This window comes from Aeromonas sp. QDB14, assembly GCF_027707845.1.
Lineage (GTDB): Bacteria > Pseudomonadota > Gammaproteobacteria > Enterobacterales > Aeromonadaceae > Aeromonas > Aeromonas caviae.
On record NZ_JAPCJD010000050.1, the window covers coordinates 1 to 17,045 of the forward strand.

Annotated in this window: 12 protein-coding genes, 1 tRNA gene and 3 pseudogenes; 10 read left to right on the forward strand and 6 right to left on the reverse strand. The window is 60.5% G+C overall.

What is annotated here, in order from left to right; genetic code table 11:
- The 4 genes and pseudogenes from PG887_RS15310 to PG887_RS15325 all read left to right on the forward strand — a co-directional run.
- Positions 1-1,305, forward strand: a 1,305-nt coding sequence (locus tag PG887_RS15310; protein WP_257707714.1) for a transposase family protein, incomplete at its 5' end; no start/stop codon positions are given.
- Between the two features lie 2 nt (positions 1,306-1,307).
- Positions 1,308-2,216, forward strand: a pseudogene (locus tag PG887_RS15315) (TniB family NTP-binding protein).
- A complete protein-coding gene (locus PG887_RS15320; RefSeq protein WP_043851121.1) occupies positions 2,213-3,430 on the forward strand; it encodes a TniQ family protein in 1,218 nt (405 codons plus the stop codon). The pseudogene PG887_RS15315 and the gene PG887_RS15320 overlap by 4 nt, the downstream one beginning before the upstream one ends.
- 61 nt (positions 3,431-3,491) lie before the next feature.
- On the forward strand, positions 3,492-4,115 hold the full coding sequence (locus tag PG887_RS15325) for a recombinase family protein (protein WP_003155741.1): 624 nt from the start codon (positions 3,492-3,494) through the stop codon (positions 4,113-4,115).
- Positions 4,116-4,828: 713 nt separating this feature from the next.
- Here PG887_RS15325 and PG887_RS15330 read toward each other — a convergent pair.
- Positions 4,829-5,521: a hypothetical protein gene (locus PG887_RS15330; protein ID WP_043851120.1), complete on the reverse strand. Its 693-nt coding sequence runs from the start codon at positions 5,519-5,521 to the stop codon at positions 4,829-4,831.
- A gap of 382 nt (positions 5,522-5,903) precedes the next feature.
- Between PG887_RS15330 and PG887_RS15335 the strand changes: the two genes are divergently transcribed.
- From PG887_RS15335 to PG887_RS15365, 6 genes and pseudogenes are all read left to right on the forward strand, one after another.
- Complete coding sequence (locus tag PG887_RS15335) at positions 5,904-6,194, forward strand: nucleotidyltransferase family protein (protein WP_043851119.1); 291 nt, start codon at positions 5,904-5,906, stop codon at positions 6,192-6,194.
- A pseudogene (locus tag PG887_RS22735) lies at positions 6,191-6,721 on the forward strand (methyl-accepting chemotaxis protein); the annotation flags it as partial. The gene PG887_RS15335 and the pseudogene PG887_RS22735, both read left to right, overlap by 4 nt.
- A 435-nt stretch (positions 6,722-7,156) precedes the next feature.
- A pseudogene (locus PG887_RS15350) lies at positions 7,157-7,993 on the forward strand (substrate-binding domain-containing protein); the annotation flags it as partial.
- An 85-nt stretch (positions 7,994-8,078) separates the two neighbouring features.
- Entirely contained in the window at positions 8,079-11,291 is a 3,213-nt protein-coding gene (locus PG887_RS15355) for an EAL domain-containing protein (protein WP_270822158.1), read from the forward strand.
- Positions 11,292-11,479: 188 nt separating this feature from the next.
- Positions 11,480-11,740: a type II toxin-antitoxin system YafQ family toxin gene (locus PG887_RS15360; protein WP_031943083.1), complete on the forward strand. Its 261-nt coding sequence runs from the start codon at positions 11,480-11,482 to the stop codon at positions 11,738-11,740.
- Between the two features lie 126 nt (positions 11,741-11,866).
- Positions 11,867-12,442, forward strand: a complete 576-nt coding sequence (locus PG887_RS15365; protein ID WP_001173919.1) for a recombinase family protein — start codon at positions 11,867-11,869, stop codon at positions 12,440-12,442.
- A gap of 262 nt (positions 12,443-12,704) precedes the next feature.
- Here PG887_RS15365 and PG887_RS15370 read toward each other — a convergent pair whose 3' ends face one another.
- The 5 genes from PG887_RS15370 to PG887_RS15390 all read right to left on the reverse strand — a co-directional run bounded on the left by PG887_RS15370 (position 12,705) and on the right by PG887_RS15390 (position 16,837).
- Complete coding sequence (locus PG887_RS15370; protein WP_182939012.1) at positions 12,705-13,658, reverse strand: recombination directionality factor; 954 nt, start codon at positions 13,656-13,658, stop codon at positions 12,705-12,707.
- On the reverse strand, positions 13,655-14,638 hold the full coding sequence (locus tag PG887_RS15375) for a YqaJ viral recombinase family nuclease (RefSeq protein WP_223917371.1): 984 nt from the start codon (positions 14,636-14,638) through the stop codon (positions 13,655-13,657). Before PG887_RS15375 ends, PG887_RS15370 begins: the two co-directional genes overlap by 4 nt.
- Positions 14,639-14,732: 94 nt before the next feature.
- Positions 14,733-15,683, reverse strand: a complete 951-nt coding sequence (locus PG887_RS15380) for a DUF932 domain-containing protein (RefSeq protein WP_223917369.1) — start codon at positions 15,681-15,683, stop codon at positions 14,733-14,735.
- A gap of 250 nt (positions 15,684-15,933) precedes the next feature.
- Positions 15,934-16,009: transfer RNA gene (locus PG887_RS15385), tRNA-Thr, on the reverse strand.
- Positions 16,010-16,096: 87 nt separating this feature from the next.
- Positions 16,097-16,837 carry a phosphatase gene (locus PG887_RS15390; protein ID WP_039041236.1) on the reverse strand — a complete coding sequence of 247 codons (741 nt, stop codon included), beginning with the start codon at positions 16,835-16,837 and terminating at the stop codon, positions 16,097-16,099.
- Between the last annotated feature and the right edge of the window lie 208 nt (positions 16,838-17,045).

The window sequence follows — 17,045 nt, forward strand, 5'->3', positions numbered from 1 at the left end:
AAGGCTCAAAAACTGCGAGTGCCGGCGCGCAATACCGTGGCCTTACGGATCGCTAGCCTTGACCCGCGCAAGGTCATTCGCCGACGGGAAGGCCAGGATGCCGCTCGTGACCTACAAGGTGTTGGCGGCGAGCCTCCTGCCGTGACCGCGCCGCTGGAGCAGGTGCAGATAGACCATACGGTCATCGACCTGATCGTAGTCGATGAGCGCGACCGGCAACCGATTGGCCGCCCGTACCTGACCCTAGCCATCGACGTGTTCACCCGCTGCGTGCTCGGTATGGTCGTCACGCTGGAAGCGCCGTCTGCCGTCTCGGTCGGTCTGTGCCTGGCGCATATCGCCTGCGACAAGCGTCCCTGGCTGGAAGGGCTGAACGTGGAAATGGACTGGCCGATGAGCGGCAAGCCCATACTGCTTTACTTGGACAACGCGGCCGAGTTCAAGAGCGAAGCGCTGCGCCGTGGCTGCGAGCAGCATGGCATCCGGCTGGACTATCGCCCGCTGGGACAGCCCCACTATGGGGGCATCGTGGAACGGATCATCGGCACGGCGATGCAGATGATTCACGACGAACTGCCGGGAACGACCTTCTCCAACCCTGACCAGCGCGGCGACTACGATTCCGAAAACAAGGCCGCCCTGACGCTGCGCGAGCTAGAGCGCTGGCTCACATTGGCGGTCGGCACCTACCACGGTTCGGTGCACAACGGCCTGCTCCAACCGCCGGCCGCGCGCTGGGCCGAGGCCGTGGCGCGTGCCGGCGTACCGGCCGTCGTCACTCGCGCCACAGCTTTTCTGGTCGATTTTCTGCCCATCCTCCGCCGCACCCTGACCCGCACTGGCTTCGTCATCGACCACATCCACTACTACGCTGACGCGCTCAAACCGTGGATCGCTCGGCGCGACCGTTTACCCGCCTTCCTGATCCGGCGCGACCAGCGCGACATCAGCCGCATCTGGGTGCTGGAACCGGAGGGGCAGCACTACCTGGAAATTCCCTACCGTACCTTGTCACATCCGGCTGTCACCTTGTGGGAACAACGGCAGGCGCTGGCGAAACTGCGGCAGCAAGGGCGCGAACAGGTGGATGAGTCGGCGCTGTTCCGCATGATCGGCCAGATGCGTGAGATTGTGACCAGCGCGCAGAAGGCCACACGCAAGGCGCGGCGTGACGCGGATCGCCGCCAGCATCTCAAGACATCAGCTCGGCCGGACAAGCCCGTTCCGCCGGATACGGATATTGCCGACCCGCAGGCAGACAACTTGCCGCCCGCCAAACCGTTCGACCAGATTGAGGAGTGGTAGCCGTGGACCAATATCCCATCATCGACCTGTCCCACCTGCTGCCGGCGGCGCAGGGGCTGGCTCGGCTGCCGGCGGACGAGCGCATCCAGCGCCTTCGCGCCGACCGCTGGATCGGCTATCCGCGCGCGGTCGAGGCGCTGAACCGGCTGGAAGCCCTTTATGCGTGGCCAAACAAGCAACGCATGCCCAACCTGCTGCTGGTCGGCCCGACCAACAATGGCAAGTCGATGATCGTCGAGAAGTTCCGCCGCACCCACCCGGCCAGCTCCGACGCCGACTAGGAGTACATCCCAGTGTTGGTCGTGCAGATGCCGTCCGAGCCGTCCGTGATCCGCTTCTACGTCGCGCTGCTCGCCGCGATGGGCGCGCCGCTGCGCCCACGCCCACGGTTGCCGGAAATGGAGCAACTGGCTCTGGCACTGCTGCGCAAGGTCGGTGTGCGTATGCTGGTGATCGACGAACTGCACAACGTCCTGGCCGGCAATAGCGTCAACCGCCGGGAATTTCTCAACCTGCTGCGCTTTCTCGGCAACGAGCTGCGCATTCCGCTGGCCGGGGTCGGCACACGCGACGCCTATCTGGTCATCCGTTCGGACGATCAGTTGGAGAACCGGTTCGAGCCGATGCTGCTGCCGGTATGGGAGGCCAACGACGATTGCTGCTCACTGCTGGCCAGCTTCGCGGCTTCGCTCCCGCTACGGCGACCTTCGTCGATTGCCACGCTGGATATGGCCCGCTACCTGCTCACGCGTAGCGAGGGCACCATTGGCGAGTTGGCACACCTGTTGATGGCAGCGGCCGTCGCCGCCGTGGAGAGCGGAGAGGAAGCGATCAACCACCGCACGCTCGGCATGGCCGATTACACCGGACCCAGCGAGCGGCGTCGGCAATTCGAGCGGGAACTGATGTGAAGCCAGCGCTGCGCTGGCCATTGCATCCGGCTCCCAGGGAAGGCGAAGCCCTGTCTTCGTGGCTCAACCGCGTGGCCCTTTGCTATCACATGGAACTGTCCGAGCTGCTGGAGCACGATCTTGGCTACGGTCAGGTCGATGACTTGGACACTGCGCCACCACTGTCGCTGCTGACGATGCTCTCCCAGCGGAGCGGCATCGAGCTGGACCGGCTGCGCTGTATGAGTTTCGCCGGATGGGTGCCTTGGCTACTGGACAGCCTTGATGACAAGATTCCAGACGCCTTGGAAACCTATGCATTTCAGCTCTCGGTGCTGCTGCCAAGACTCCGCCGAAAGACACGATCCATCACGAGCTGGCGTGCCTGGCTGCCCGGCCAGCCGATACACCGCGCCTGTCCGCTCTGCCTAAACGATCCAGAGAACCAAGCCGTACTGCTCGCTTGGAAGCTGCCCCTGATGCTGAGCTGCCCGCTGCATGGCTGCTGGCTGGAATCCTATTGGGGAGTGCCTGGGCGGTTTCTCGGCTGGGAGAACGCCGACGCCGAACCGCGCACCGCCAGCGACGCGATTGCGGCGATGGATCAGCGTACCTGGCAGGCACTGACGACCGGTCACGTGGAGCTGCCGCGCCGACGCATCCACGCCGGATTGTGGTTTCGACTTCTTCGCACGCTGCTCGATGAGCTGAACACCCCGCTTTCCGCGTGCGGAACCTGCGCGGGGTATCTCCGCCAAGTCTGGGAAGGCTGCGGGCATCCGCTGCGTGCTGGGCAAAGTTTGTGGCGACCGTATGAAACCTTGAACCCGGTAATACGGTTACAGATGCTGGAGGCGGCGGCAACGGCAATCAGCTTGATTGAGGTGAGGGACATCAGCCCGCCAGGCGAGCAGGCAAAGCTGTTCTGGTCAGAACCCCAAACAGGTTTCACCAGTGGCCTGCCGACGAAAACGCCGAAGCCCGAACCCATCAATCACTGGCAGCGTGCAGTCCAGGCCATCGACGAGGCCATCATTGAAGCGCGGCACAACCCCGAGACGGCACGCTCACTGTTCGCGTTGGCTTCCTATGGTAGGCGCGACCCCGCTTCCCTGGAACAGTTGCGCGCCACCTTCGCGAAGGAAGGTATCCCCGCGGAATTTCTGTCACATTATGAGCCTGACGGACCCTTTGCGTGTCTTAGACAGAATGACGGGTTAAGTGACGAATTTTGACGGCCTGAGCTTTCCGGCACACAATGTCACATAATCGAACGTATACGTGACGGGTAAAAAGGTGCTGATCGGCTACATGCGGGTATCGAAGGCGGACGGATCCCAGTCCACCAATTTGCAACGCGATGCGCTCATCGCCGCTGGTGTGAGCCTTGCGCACCTTTACGAGGATCTGGCCTCGGGCAGGCGCGATGATCGCCCAGGGTTGGCTGCTTGCCTGAAGGCGCTTCGTGAAGGGGACACGCTGATCGTGTGGAAGCTCGATCGGCTTGGCCGTGATCTGCGCCACCTGATCAACACCGTGCACGACCTAACTGCGCGTAGCGTGGGCCTGAAGGTCCTGACCGGTCACGGTGCGGCGGTCGACACGACGACTGCCGCCGGCAAGCTTGTGTTCGGTATTTTTGCCGCGCTGGCCGAGTTCGAGCGTGAGTTGATTTCCGAGCGAACAGTCGCTGGACTTATCTCGGCGCGCGCTCGCGGCAGGAAAGGGGGGCGCCCCTTCAAGATGACCGCCGCCAAGCTACGCCTGGCGATGGCCAGCATGGGGCAACCGGAAACCAAGGTGGGCGATCTCTGCGAAGAACTCGGGATTACCCGGCAGACGCTCTACCGGCACGTGTCGCCCAAGGGCGAACTGCGGCCAGACGGCGTAAAGCTGCTCTCCCTCGGTTCAGCCGCATAAATGGAGGCGACCTGGAACGGGGCGCTGTTCAGTGCGGCAACGATCCGATTACCGGTGTCGACCCGGACCAGCCAGTCGCTGACACAACGGCTGAAGGGCTTTGTCCTGCAGGAACCGGCCGTTCGCGAGCGACATTCTTTCCGCTCGCAACTGTATCGGATGTATGACGGACGCCCCTTCCATTGAACAGAATGGCGGTGTTCATTCGATTTCGGACTCGATGTCCGTGTTACGCCACTCGAGAGGCAATTCCGACTGGGCACAGTACCGAGCGTCAAGAGCGACGACGTCCTGCTCCTTGGCCAAGAAGCGGGAGTCATTATCAAGTATGTATTGCAGATGCCGAGTCTCCGGCGCGTCCCCCTGGAAATCGGCGCACTCTTCTTCCACGCGATAAGTGGCTGGACCGGTCTGCTCGATACGCTTGAACTCGCAGAAATACCGCGCTCCGCCGATGCCATTCCGTCTCAGAAGCAAGAGGGTGGCGTTCGAGGCTTTGGCGCAAGGCGTATCGCTGGCGACGTAGTAGCCGCGCTGCAGCGGGAGGACAGCCACCTGCCGGAGGCTTTGCGCTGTCGTTGCGCGGACGTCTCGGGAGGCTTGGAGCTCAGGCGAAGGATTGCACGCTGCACTCAGGAGGCATAGCAGGATGATCCGGCACTGAGCCCACTTTGCCCTCGTGACGGACGTCTGGAGGGTACCAGGCGCCTTGCTCATGATGCCGGCATGGCCAAGTTCAACGCCTTGCCGATCTCAGTGGCAACGCCCTTGGCAGTGACCTCATCCAGTCCGGCAGCGAGCACATAAGCCTTTCCGGCAGCTTCGACTTCAACCCGATACGCCACCTCGGCAAGTGCTCGCCGACCCGCCAGCCCCATCGTGACGCCGGTGGGAATGCCTTGATTCGCGTCGTAAACGATCTCGACGCCCCCAGCGAACTTGTTCCTGATGCGCAGGTCATGAATGTCGTCCTTACGCAAGAAGGTTCCGTCGGTCTCAATGCCTTCTGGATTCACGCGAAAACGGCGAGGTGCCGTGGGATTGCCACCCCGGTGGTCCTGCAGCAAGACCAGCCATGTCAGCAAAGCGAAGATCAAGCCCAGGACCCACAGGTAAGCCATTCCACTTCCCACGACGCCTGCGCCCAGGATGATCGAGAGCACGGCAGGAAACCAGAGAATGGGCGGCGCAGCGGGAACAACTGTCAACTGCAGCCAAGCGCCATCTTCCTGTTTGACATACTCGGCCGCATTCTTCGAGGAGGCGCGGAAACGCCGGTATGCAAAGAACAACAAAATTGCGGCGAACGCATATTTGACGGCAGCTTCTCCGAGGGATCTAGGACTGGCCAGCAGCAGAAACCAAAGGCCTGCAACACCATAGATGACTGCAATGACTCGATTCATAGTTCTCCCTTCCTTCGCAACCGAATAGAGATTCCGCACGAGGACGTCGAACGCGAAAATTACCTGAAAGATGTCATAAAGTCAGCATCTCGAATTCTCAAGGCACCGGCTCGTCCTCAATCTGAGCGAAGCTGCCGTTCGAGTGACGACGCTACAGACAGGCCGACCGGCAGCAGTTGGCCGGCAGCAGCCCGTCGTTGCCTGATGGATCCAACCCCTCCGCTGCTATAGTGCAGTCGGCTTCTGACGTTCAGTGCAGCCGTCTTCTGAAAACGACAGCGCGACACAGTAAATCAAGGCATTGCGGTTCTCGAAAATAGTTCTTGAAAGGCTATTCTCGACCCCTTAGCATTGCAATGAGTTTCGATAAGAAAGGATACCCATGCGACCGTCCGTTGTGCTCGACATGAAACGAAGTGCAGTGCGCGAAGCAGTAAGCCGTTTTCGCACGGCGAACCCGCGCGTCTTCGGATCGGTGCTGCATGGTACTGACCGCGATGGCAGCGACCTCGATCTACTGGTCGATGCGCTGCCGGGTGCCACGTTGTTGGACTTGGGCGATCTGCAAGACGACCTGGAATCCTTGCTTGGCGTTCCCGTCGATTTGCTGACGCCCGGCGATCTGCCGCCGAAGTTTCGGGCCAAGGTACTCGCGGAAGCGCAATCGGTATGAGCGAGAACCACCGACTGCCCGACTACCTCGATCACATCCAGCAGGCAGCAACCGATGCGTGCAGCTTCGTGGAAGGGCTGACCAAAGACGACTTCCTGGCCGACAAGCGCACCCAGCAGGCTGTCATCATGAGCCTGATCATCATCGGTGAGGCCGCTACGAAAGTGATGGAGGGCTACGCCGGCTTTATCCAGGCGCACCCCGATGTGCCGTGGCGCAGCATGCGCAACATGCGTAATCGCATGGCCCACGGCTATTTCGCCATCAATCTCGATGTGGTGTGGGAGACGGTACAAGAATGGCTGCCGGCGTTGCAGAAACAACTGCCTGCCGTGCGCCAGGACGCCGACGATGAAGCCCTTCACAGCGAAGTCAGCCGTGTCACGAGTGTCATCAAGGACATTGCGGACCAGACCAACCTGCTGGCGCTCAATGCAGCCATCGAAGCCGCTCGCGCCGGAGAAACCGGGCGCGGCTTTGCCGTGGTGGCCGACGAAGTGCGCAAACTTGCCGAGCGAACCGCCAGAGCGACACAGGAAATCGGACAAATGACGCAGAGTATACAAAACGAAACCCAACACGCGGTCGACGGCAACTCACCCCAAGGCTGTGGAAGCAACACTTCGCGGCCAATCCGCTTCGATCCGATCTCCACCCGCGCTCGAAGTAGGCAAGAACGCCGCTCGGTTACCGCTTACGTTGCTGCTGGCCACCCTGATTGCCTCCAAGAGACGGACCGCCGAAGTGGTCGAGATCGTGGCCACAGTCAAGCTGCTCCGCCGGTCGGAAAGAAGCTGGTAACATTTGTCACCTTTCCCAGAGTGACGCTCATGCGGCCGATCCGATGTCTTGCCTTCCTGGTCCTGTCGTTGGTCTTTGCTGGGTGTGGTGAGGGTGTCGATCGAGAACCCGCGGTCGCAATCTCCACATCCCCGCCCCCCGTTGTAAAGCCGCGAGTGGCGTTGGTCATGAAAACGCTGACCAATCCGTTCTTCGTTGAGATGGAGAAGGGTGCGCGCAAGGCGGAGATTGAGCTCGGCATTGAACTGATCGTCAAGACGGCAGCGCAGGAAACCTCATTCGAACAGCAGGTTTCGATCGTCGAAGATCTAGTTCAGAACAAGCGGGCCGATGCGCTCGTGATCGCCCCTGCGAATGCACACCATCTGATTCCTGCGGTGCGAAAGGCGCGTGATGCGGGTATTCCGGTGGTGATTATCGATGCCCGCCTGGATGCCACCCAACTCGCAGTGGCGGATCTCGCCGGCCTGCCCTTTATCAGCGTGGACAACGAGAAGGGGGCCTATCTCGCGGTCAAGGCGCTGAGCGCAGGGATTGAAGTGCCGACCACGGCAGCCATTCTCGAAGGCATTCGTAGTGCCGAGAATGCGCAGGCGCGCAAGCAAGGTGCGGAGCGTGCGTTTTCAGAGAACACGGCGATCCGAGTGGTTGCCAGTGAAACCGCCAACTGGAAGATCGATGAGGCCTATGAGGTAACCAGGAAAATGTTCGAGCTGCATCCGGGCATCGGCCTGCTGTTCGCCGCCAACGACATGATGGCACTGGGGGCCTTGCGATACTTGAGCGACAATGGGCTGAGCTCGGTCAAGGTGGCCGGTTTCGACGCCTTGCCCGAAATCCGGACCATGGTCGATCAGGGCAAGCTAGCGGTTACCGTCGACCAGCGCTCGGCGGAGCAAGGTTATCAAGGTGTTCTGTATGCGATTCGCCTGCTCAAGGGCGAAAAAGTGCCATCAGAAACGCTGATCGATGTGGCGCTGGTCAGCGCGCCGAAGTAGGCCCGGGATTGCGTTTGAACATCATGACGATCAAATTCGCCGCTCCCTTGGCGGAGTCGGCCCGTTGCTCATGGGTGGGGGGCGGATGCGGCTGAACCTCACCCAGCGCTTCATTGTCTACCTGATTGTGCTTAGCATCCTGCCACTGTTGGTGGTGGGCTTATCGGCGATACACCTGTCGAACCAGGCTCTGGAACATGAGACGCGCAGCAGTGCGATTCAACAGGCTCACGACAAGGCTGCCCTGCTCAACGGGCAGATGGCGCAGATCGAAGCATTGATCGCTAACATCAGCGGGGTTGAGCAGATTGTCGAGGCGGTCTCGGCTGAGCCGCCCGATGGCGATGTGTTCACGCGCCTGGCCACCCAGGCGCAGATCGGCTACGTGCTCAACAATTACATCAACCTGGACGGCCTTGTCTCCATCGACATTTTTACCTTGGGGGGTAGTCACTACCACGTCGGCGACACCCTGGTTTCAAATAACCTGGATGTAACGGTGCGCGAACAGTTGATCGCAGAGACCCTGGCCGCTCCCAGCCGGATACATTGGGCAGGTGTGCAGGCCAACCTCAATCGTGACTCCGCCCACCGCCAGGTGGTAACGGTAGCCCGAGTGATTCGCCGTTTCGATCTGGCGACTTCGCGCGAGGTCCCGGTCGCCTTGCTGCTGATCAACTACGACCCACACCAGATTCGCCGCGAGTTCAGCAAAGCAGGCGTTAGCGAAGATCGCCTGCTGATCGTGTTGGACGGGCGTGATCGCCTCGTATATCACCCCGATCCAGCACGCCTCGGCTCGCACGCAGAACCAGCGTTGATTGCCCAGCTGGCCGAAGCACACAGCGCGACGGTAACGATCAATGCTGCAAGTGGAGTACTCATTAGTCAAGTCGCCCTGCACGCTCCCGGCTGGCGACTTGCGATCTTGGTTCCGGAAGAAACGCGGTATCGCTCAGCGCAGGCCATTGGACGGACCACCACCGTGGCGATGCTGGTGTCGCTCCTTATCGTGGGCGTGGGGGCGGTCTTGTTCGCGCGCCGGGTGGTGCAACCGATTCGTGATGTTGCCAGACGCTTCGGGCAACTACGCGACCTGCCCGATGCCGAATTGCTGCCGCTGGCGCCGCGCGGCGATGACGAGATCGGCAATCTCTCGCGCGGGTTCAATGCCTTTCTGGATGGTTTGAATGTCCGGCGTCAATCCGACGCAAAGCTCCAACTCGCAGCAAGCGTATTCAGCCACGCCCGTGAAGGTATCGTTATCACCGATGCCGATGGCCACATTATCGAGGTCAACGACGCCTTCACCCGTATCACCGGCTATCCCCGAAACGAGGTACTCGGCCGCAACCCCCGCATCCTCAGCTCCGGGCGCCATGATCGAGCTTTCTATGACGAGATGTGGCGTGATCTGCGCACCCGAGGGTACTGGGAGGGGGAGGTCTGGAATATGCGCAAGTCCGGACAGGAGTACGCCCAGTCACTCGCAATCGCGGCCGTGCGCGGGAGCGATCAGCAGACCTCCCACTATGTGGCGCTGTTCTCGGACATCACGCGGCAAAAGGACAATGAGCAGCAGCTCAGGCATATCGCGCACTTCGATCCGCTCACCGGCCTTCCCAACCGGGTGCTGCTGGCCGATCGCCTCGAGCAGGCCATCGTACGGGTAAGGCGCAGCGGCCTGCCGCTGGCACTGGCTTATATCGATCTGGATGGGTTCAAGTCAGTAAATGATGTACATGGCCATGACGTCGGCGATCAACTGTTGGTGACCCTTGCCGCGCGCATGAAGGATTGCCTGCGCGAGGGCGATACCGTCGCCCGCCTGGGTGGCGACGAGTTCGTCGCCGTACTTGCCGATCTGAGCAATCAGAGTACAGCGAAGGATCTGATCGATCGATTGCTGTCCGTCATCGCCCAACCGGTAAAGGTGGATGGCGTGGTCGTTCAGGTTTCCGGCAGCATCGGGATTTCCCACTACCCGCAAAGTGATGATGTCGATCCCGATCAGTTGCTGCGCCAGGCGGACCAAGCGATGTACCAGGCCAAGGTCGCGGGCAAGAACCGTTACCATATTTTTGACACCGCACAGGATGCAAGTCTGCGCGGTCAGCACGAGCACCTGGAGAGCATCCGGGAGGGATTAATCAAGAACGAGTTCGTGCTTCACTACCAGCCCAAGGTCAACATGCGCAGCGGCGAGGTGATCGGAGCCGAGGCCCTGATCCGGTGGCAACACCCGGATCAGGGCCTGCTTGCACCCGTGGAGTTTCTGCCGCCGATCGCACAACATCCGCTGGAAGTGGAACTGGGACGCTGGGTGATCGACACTGCGCTGACCCAGATCGCGGCATGGCAGGACGCGGGAGTCGATTTACCGGTTAGCGTGAACATCTCCGGCTTTCATCTGCAGCAGGCCGGTTTTCTGGATGAACTGCGAGCCCTGCTGGCAGCGCACCCGAACGTGCCGCGCGGCTATCTTGAGCTAGAAGTGCTGGAGAGTAGCGCTCTCGAAGACATCGCCCTGGTCTCCGCGGTTATCGATGCATCCGCGACGCTCGGAGTCAGTTTTGCGCTCGATGATTTTGGCACCGGTTATTCGTCGCTCACCTATCTCAAGCGCCTGCCGGCGCAAGTGCTCAAGATCGATCAGAGCTTCGTTCGCGACATGCTGCAGGACTCGGACGACCTCGCTATTCTAGAAGGAATACTGGGGCTGGCCACCGCCTTTCGGCGCAGGGCGATTGCCGAGGGGGTGGAGACGGTGGCGCACGGCGAAACCCTGCTGCGGCTCGGCTGCGATCTGGGCCAGGGCTATGGCATCGCCCGACCGATGGCGGCGGCCGATCTGCCTGCGTGGCGCCAGCGTTGGCGCCCCGACCCACGATGGGCGCATGCACACTGCCTCGACCGCGAGCTGATGCCGGTGCTGATTGCCGGTGTCGAGCATCGAGGCTGGATTGTTGCCCTGGGGGAACACCTCGATGGCAGGCGCGACGCGCCGCCGCCACTCGATCATCATCAATGCCGATTCGGCCAGTGGCTCGACAAGACCATCCATCAGCCGCGCCACGCCGCAACCTTCGCCACCATTGAAACCTTACATCTCCGGGTACACGCGCTGGCCGCCGACTTGCTCAAGCGGCGTTCGCAGGGTCACGATGTCGAAGCTTTGGCCGGTATGGCGGAACTTCACGCACTCTGGGACGCGCTGCTGGTCCACCTCGAATACCTGTTGAAGGACGATCCGCGCAGCCTGGCGCCGTCGTCTGGAGGCGGATCAAACTGTCGATAGAGAATCCCCCCTGAATCGCCCCGGGTTTGGTGGAGTCGGCACCGGTCGTAGCTTCCGGACACTTAAAGACCGTCAATCTCCGTGCGGTTCCGCCCCCGCTGCTTGGCTTGATACAGCGCCGCATCGGCTGCGGCCAGTAACAGGAATAGCTGTCATTTTCAGAAGACGACTGCACCAGACAACGCGGTTTGAAGGCTGTTGTGCAGTCGTCTATTGAACGAACAGTATCAGGAGTCCGCTGCACGAATGATGACCTCAAGCCGGTTCTGGTCGCGCTGGCGACCGATCAGCCCCTGGATGTGCGATACCGCGACCACGATCTTTCCGGCGATTGGGCGGGCTACCGCGAATGCCACATCAAGCCCGACCTGCTGCTGATCTACCGCAAGTCCGACGCCGACACCCTGCGACTGGCGCGGCTTGGCTCCCATAGCGAGCTGTTCGGCTGATGCCAGTCGCCTTGTCCGCCAAACGATCATTAGGCGGCCAAACCGGACGCCTGTCCGAAAACATCTTGCGCAACGGGATGACGGACAATAAGATAGGCGGACGGTATAACGGACAAATGGGCGGAAATGGCACTCATCGGCTATGCGCGGGTATCGACGGCGGAACAGGACACCGCCTTGCAGACGGATGCGCTGCGCAATGCAGGCTGCGAACGGGTTTTCGAGGACACGGCATCCGGGGCCAAGGCAGACCGGCCCGGCTTGGCCGATGCGCTGGCTTATCTGCGCGATGGCGATGTGCTGGTCGTCTGGCGGCTGGATCGGCTTGGCCGCTCCCTGCCGCACCTGATTGAGACGGTCGGCAAGCTGGAAGCACGGGGCGTCGGCTTCCGCTCGTTGACTGAAAACATCGACACCACCACGCCGGGCGGACGGCTCATCTTCCATGTGTTCGGTGCGCTGGGCCAGTTCGAGCGCGACCTGATCCGCGAGCGCACCAAGGCCGGGTTGACCGCTGCCGCCGCACGCGGGCGCAAAGGCGGACGCAAGCCGGTTGTCACTGCCGACAAGTTGCAACGAGCGCGGGAGCTTGTCGCCAACGGCTTGAATGTCCGCGAGGCCGCCGCACGCCTCAAGGTAGGAAAAACCGCTCTCTACGCTGCCTTGCAGGCGGCCAGTTCTGGCAGTGCAGCCGACTCCTGATATTTCGTGCAGTCGCCTTCTGAAAACGACAACCTTTTTCAGCTATTTCCCACCCTTTTCAGGTCAATAAGGTCTCTTTGAGGCTTTTGACCTGGGGTGTCAGTGTACCTTGATCTATTGACTCAAAACTAGCGATGGGGATAAGAACGGGGCTGTTTTGTGACAGACGCCCCGTCATGAGGTCGTAGCCAGATGTACCGCTACGAGTTGATTTGAAAGGGGTTATCGCGATTCCCGACTCTGAGCGTCGGGAATCGCGGGCTCAGGCGCGAGAGAGTGAAGGATCCGCGCCTTTGCCCAGCTTGTTGGTCAGGGGGGAGGAACGAGGGCGGAGACGTGCTGGCGTCGCTTCCGTTGCCATCGGCGGTGAGGCAGATTGTGCCTCTGTCGTCTCAGTCTCCGGGTAGAACTCCTCCAGCAACAGCGGCACCTCTTCATCCACCTCCTCGAACTGGCCGTTGCGCAGTAGCGCCCGTGCCACCGCTTCCATCTCGCTGATCGTCATCCCTGCCTCCTCGTCCTGCATCGCTTCCTGCCGTGCTTGACCGACCGCCTCGGTCAGCGTCAGCTCGTCGCGCAGGGTCAGGTCCACGTAGTAGACCGGGGTGCGGTAGGACTGGGTGGTGCTCTTGGCCCGCAGCCGCAACGTCAGCGGCAGATAGCGGGTCAGGCCGCCACTCACCGCCTCCAGGTACTTGAGCCGCGCCGCCAGAGTGCGCACCGAGTTGTAGCCGGTGGTGCGAAAGATAAAGCTGCCGAGTTCGTCCCCCTGTCCCTCCACAAACAGGTTCAGTCGCCCATACAGCTTGCAGCCCTGTTGCTGACCGTAGGGGCAGCGTTCCGGGCCGGGACAACCGACCTCTTCCATCCCCTGTGCGCCGACGCGTCTCGCCACCTCCCCATTGCCGACACACAGTGGCCGTCCGGTCTGCCGGTCGAAGGCGCTGTATTCGGCCCGCAGGTTCAGGTCGCTGTCGTTGAACAGCACTCGCACCGGAATGGCGCGGATCTTGGTCTGCTCCTGTCCTTGGCCACTCTTTTGCGATGAGTAGTGTTGGTGCAGGGGATGGAGCAACCATCCCCCTTTTTGTTGTATCTGGGTGGTGAGGGTGAAGCTGTCGTCCTTCTCCGGTACCCACTTATCCTGTTTTTGCACCAGCTTGCCGATGCAGATCCGCCCGATCACGGGCGGGGTTATCGCCAGTCCTTTGATCATGGTGTTTGCCTCAAGGGTTGAATGGTGAAACGGCGCACGCCGGGCACCGGTTTGACGTAACGGGTGAGCAGGTCGGGATGATCTTGCCCGAGCTTATCCAGATCCGGCGCCAGCCGGTCTTTGCTGCGCTTCCAGGTGATCTTGCCATCGGCAAACAGCCCGGCTGTCGCTTCACCCAAGGTCGCTTGCAGCCGCTGTTTGAGTTGTGACTCTTGTTGCTCGACAGCTTCCTTTTGCTGACGCAAGCGCAGTAGCTCCCCAAACAGCTGGTTGAACTCGGGAGAATCGGAGAGATCCACAGTCTGGCCATCGTCACGCGGAAACAGCCAGCTCAGGGCATTGGCGGCATCACTGGAGCCGTCAGGCTCAGGCTGCTGGTCTTGTTGCACCATCTGCCAGAACTGCGCTTCCCGCTCGGTGAGATCCTGGATCTTCTCCTCATCGCGCTCGATGCGGTAAATCCGAAAATCCTGGCCGCCGATCAGCACTGCTACCTCAGCCCAGGCATGGCCAGTGACGGCTAGTTGATGGAGTACCTGACACTGGTAAGCAACCGGCACACCTTCCTCCCACTGGGGGGCGCTGTGATAGCTGGCGGTCTTGATCTCCAGAATGCCCGGCCCATCGGGATGGCCGACCACCTCCCGATCGAGGTTGGCGAGCATGAAGGGTTGCTCGGGATGTTGCAGTACTGCATTGACTCGGCGTACACGAAAGCCGGTGCGTTTGGCATAGACCTGCGCCAGCACAGGTTCCAGCTCAATGCCCCACAGCACAGCTTCCTTATGGGAGATATCCTCCGGCTCCTTGCGGCCGGTCTTCTCCAGCCACAGGCTGAGCGGGCATTTGTAGGGGGATAGTCCCACTGCCACGGCGGCATCGGAGGAGCCAATGCCAAGTTTGCGGATAGCGAGCCACTGCTCGCGGGTTAATTGGGTAGTGGAGGCCAGCCGTAAGGCTTGGCCATATTTTGCTTTCATGACGACTCCTTGTTGACGGCATAAATGGCGACGCCCGGATTGGCTTGCGCCAGTCCGGGTGAGGTCGTTATGCGGTTTGAATGGGGAAGCGGAATTACTGCAGCAGAGTGAGTGCCTGATTCAGGGCTTGGGATTTGAGTTGGGCACCCTGACCGAACCAAGCGGAATCGAGCCGGTGATCCTGGCTGCGAGCACGGCGGTGGTGATCCACGTATTCGGTGACCGCATTGACCAGCCCCCAGGCGGTATTGCGGGAGCTCGTAAGTTCTGAGCCCATGCCTACGCCCTGATAGAGCTCATGCAGCCGTTGTACCGGCTTGGTGAGAATGATGTTCTCCTCATCGAGCGGTTGCGCCAACAGATCGCTGAAAAAGCGCAGCGCCTCTTCGGGGGCGACGGGCCGCTGTGCCAGCGCCTTGGTCTGTGCCTTGAACTCATCCCAATGAGACAGCCCCAGCCCGAGCGACTCTTTGACTGTCGCCGCATCGAACTGAGTGGAGTGGGGCACCTTGATGGCGCTGGTAGCGCCGCGCAGCGCCATCTGCAGGGTGTTGTTGCAGACTACTCGCAGCGAGGTGAACTGTGCCGTGGTGCAGAGTGTGCCGTCGCAGCTGGTCGCCAACAGCAGATAGGACTTTACCAAGTCATTGCCTTTGAGTTTTAGATCCTGCCCGGTCTTAGCCAGTGCCCACAGCTTGCGGCCGCCTTTGAGTGAGCCTGCGGTCTCCAGCTCAAAGCCACCGGCTTCCACCAGATCTTGATAGAAGTGCAGCACCTCGTGAGGCTGTACCACGTTGTAGCGGCTTGAGACCACCGACAGGGGGGCGAGGGTATCGGAGCGATACAGCACCTTGCTGTCGCTGTAGGGGCGGATATGCAGTGCATCGGAGGCGACGTTAAACATCACGTCGCTCTGCTCGATGGTCCAATCCATCCCGGCTGCCTGTAGCCAGATATCGAGGGATTGTTGCGGGGGCAAGATATTACCAAGGCCGTGCCAAGGTGTTTGGCCGGTGTAGGCCATCGTATCGATCAGGTGAGCCATGAGAAATCTCCAATGAAAAAGGGACTGTACAGAGCAGTCCCTTGGGTAGGTTCATGGAGATAACATATACCTGTAAATTAATGTAATAAGACGCATTCATCTTTAGGGGGTAAGTACATTCAGGACGGAGCTGGATCAGAAAGTGAAGTTCAGGGGGGTAATGATGAACAAAAGCGGGGTATGGGGAGGGGTATAGAGCTAAAAAGCACAAATGGTTAGCTTCTGAGTTAAGCTAACCCTTTGTTTTATCTGGTGCCGGTAATAGGAGTCGAACCTACGACCTTCGCATTACGAATGCGCTGCTCTACCAACTGAGCTATACCGGCGGCTTGATGTTCAGAGTCGTGAAAAAAGCCGGACAAGTCAATTGAGCCAACTCGATTTTATGAGTTGGCTCATGATGTTAAGGCATATCAGAGGTCAATGAACTCCGGGATGTGAGCACGGCCGCGGCTCTCGAGAAAATCGAGCAGTGCGCGGGGGGAGCGGGCCAGGATCCGCTCATGTGGGAAGTTGGCTTCGGTGACCAGCCGATGGCAGTGATCAAAGTCGCCGAGGCTGAATGCCACGTGGGAGTCGGAGCCGAAAGTGAGGTAGGCACCCAGATCGCGCGCCGCCTCGACGATGGCGCGGCAGTTGCTTTCACTGCCTGCACGGGAGTGACTGAACGAGGAGTTGTTGACCTCCAGCGCCACTCGATACTCTGCCGCTGCCTTGACCACCGCCTGGATATCGATGGGGAAGGCGGGATTACCGGGGTGGCTTATCATGTCGACCCGACCACTTCGAATGGCGTTGATCATGGCCTGGGTATGGGTCGCCTGATCGCAGGGGGGAAACACCGGTTCGTGAAAGCCCGCCATGATCATGTCGAGCCGCGATTCGTAGCGCTCGGGGAAGTCTATTTCACCGTCGATGTTCTTGATGTTGGCTTCGATGCCGCGCAGGATGCCGACCCCGTCCACGACCCTGGGCAACACGTGCAGATTGACGAAATGCCAGTAATGCGGGGCATCAGCCATGTCCGGGCCATGGTCCGTGGTGGCGAACAGCTTGATCCCCTTGGCTTTGGCGATGGGCAGGTAATCGTGAATGGTGCTGTAGGCGTGGGTGCTGGCGACGGTGTGCGTGTGGGTATCGACCGTATACTTCATCTTCTCTCCCCTCTGGCATGAGGCGACAGCATAGCAAGATTGGCGAAGCCGGGCCATGTGGCTGGTTGCCATACTTTGTCACAATTTGGGTCTGTGCTGACAAAGTCTGATGACGTTTCACTGCGAAGATGGCGACATCGATGCAAGCCTGAACACCCATCGATGGGTCGACACTGGATGGTCAGACCCGTTTTCCCCGCCGTCGCCC

Coding starts and splice junctions, on each gene's coding strand:
- PG887_RS15330 (WP_043851120.1), bottom strand. CDS start 5,521: ATGAATCGAGTCATTGCAGTCATCTATGGTGTTGCAGGCCTTTGGTTT.
- PG887_RS15335 (WP_043851119.1), top strand. CDS start 5,904: ATGCGACCGTCCGTTGTGCTCGACATGAAACGAAGTGCAGTGCGCGAA.
- PG887_RS15355 (WP_270822158.1), top strand. CDS start 8,079: ATGCGGCTGAACCTCACCCAGCGCTTCATTGTCTACCTGATTGTGCTT.
- PG887_RS15365 (WP_001173919.1), top strand. CDS start 11,867: ATGGCACTCATCGGCTATGCGCGGGTATCGACGGCGGAACAGGACACC.
- PG887_RS15370 (WP_182939012.1), bottom strand. CDS start 13,658: ATGATCAAAGGACTGGCGATAACCCCGCCCGTGATCGGGCGGATCTGC.
- PG887_RS15375 (WP_223917371.1), bottom strand. CDS start 14,638: ATGAAAGCAAAATATGGCCAAGCCTTACGGCTGGCCTCCACTACCCAA.
- PG887_RS15380 (WP_223917369.1), bottom strand. CDS start 15,683: ATGGCTCACCTGATCGATACGATGGCCTACACCGGCCAAACACCTTGG.
- PG887_RS15390 (WP_039041236.1), bottom strand. CDS start 16,837: ATGAAGTATACGGTCGATACCCACACGCACACCGTCGCCAGCACCCAC.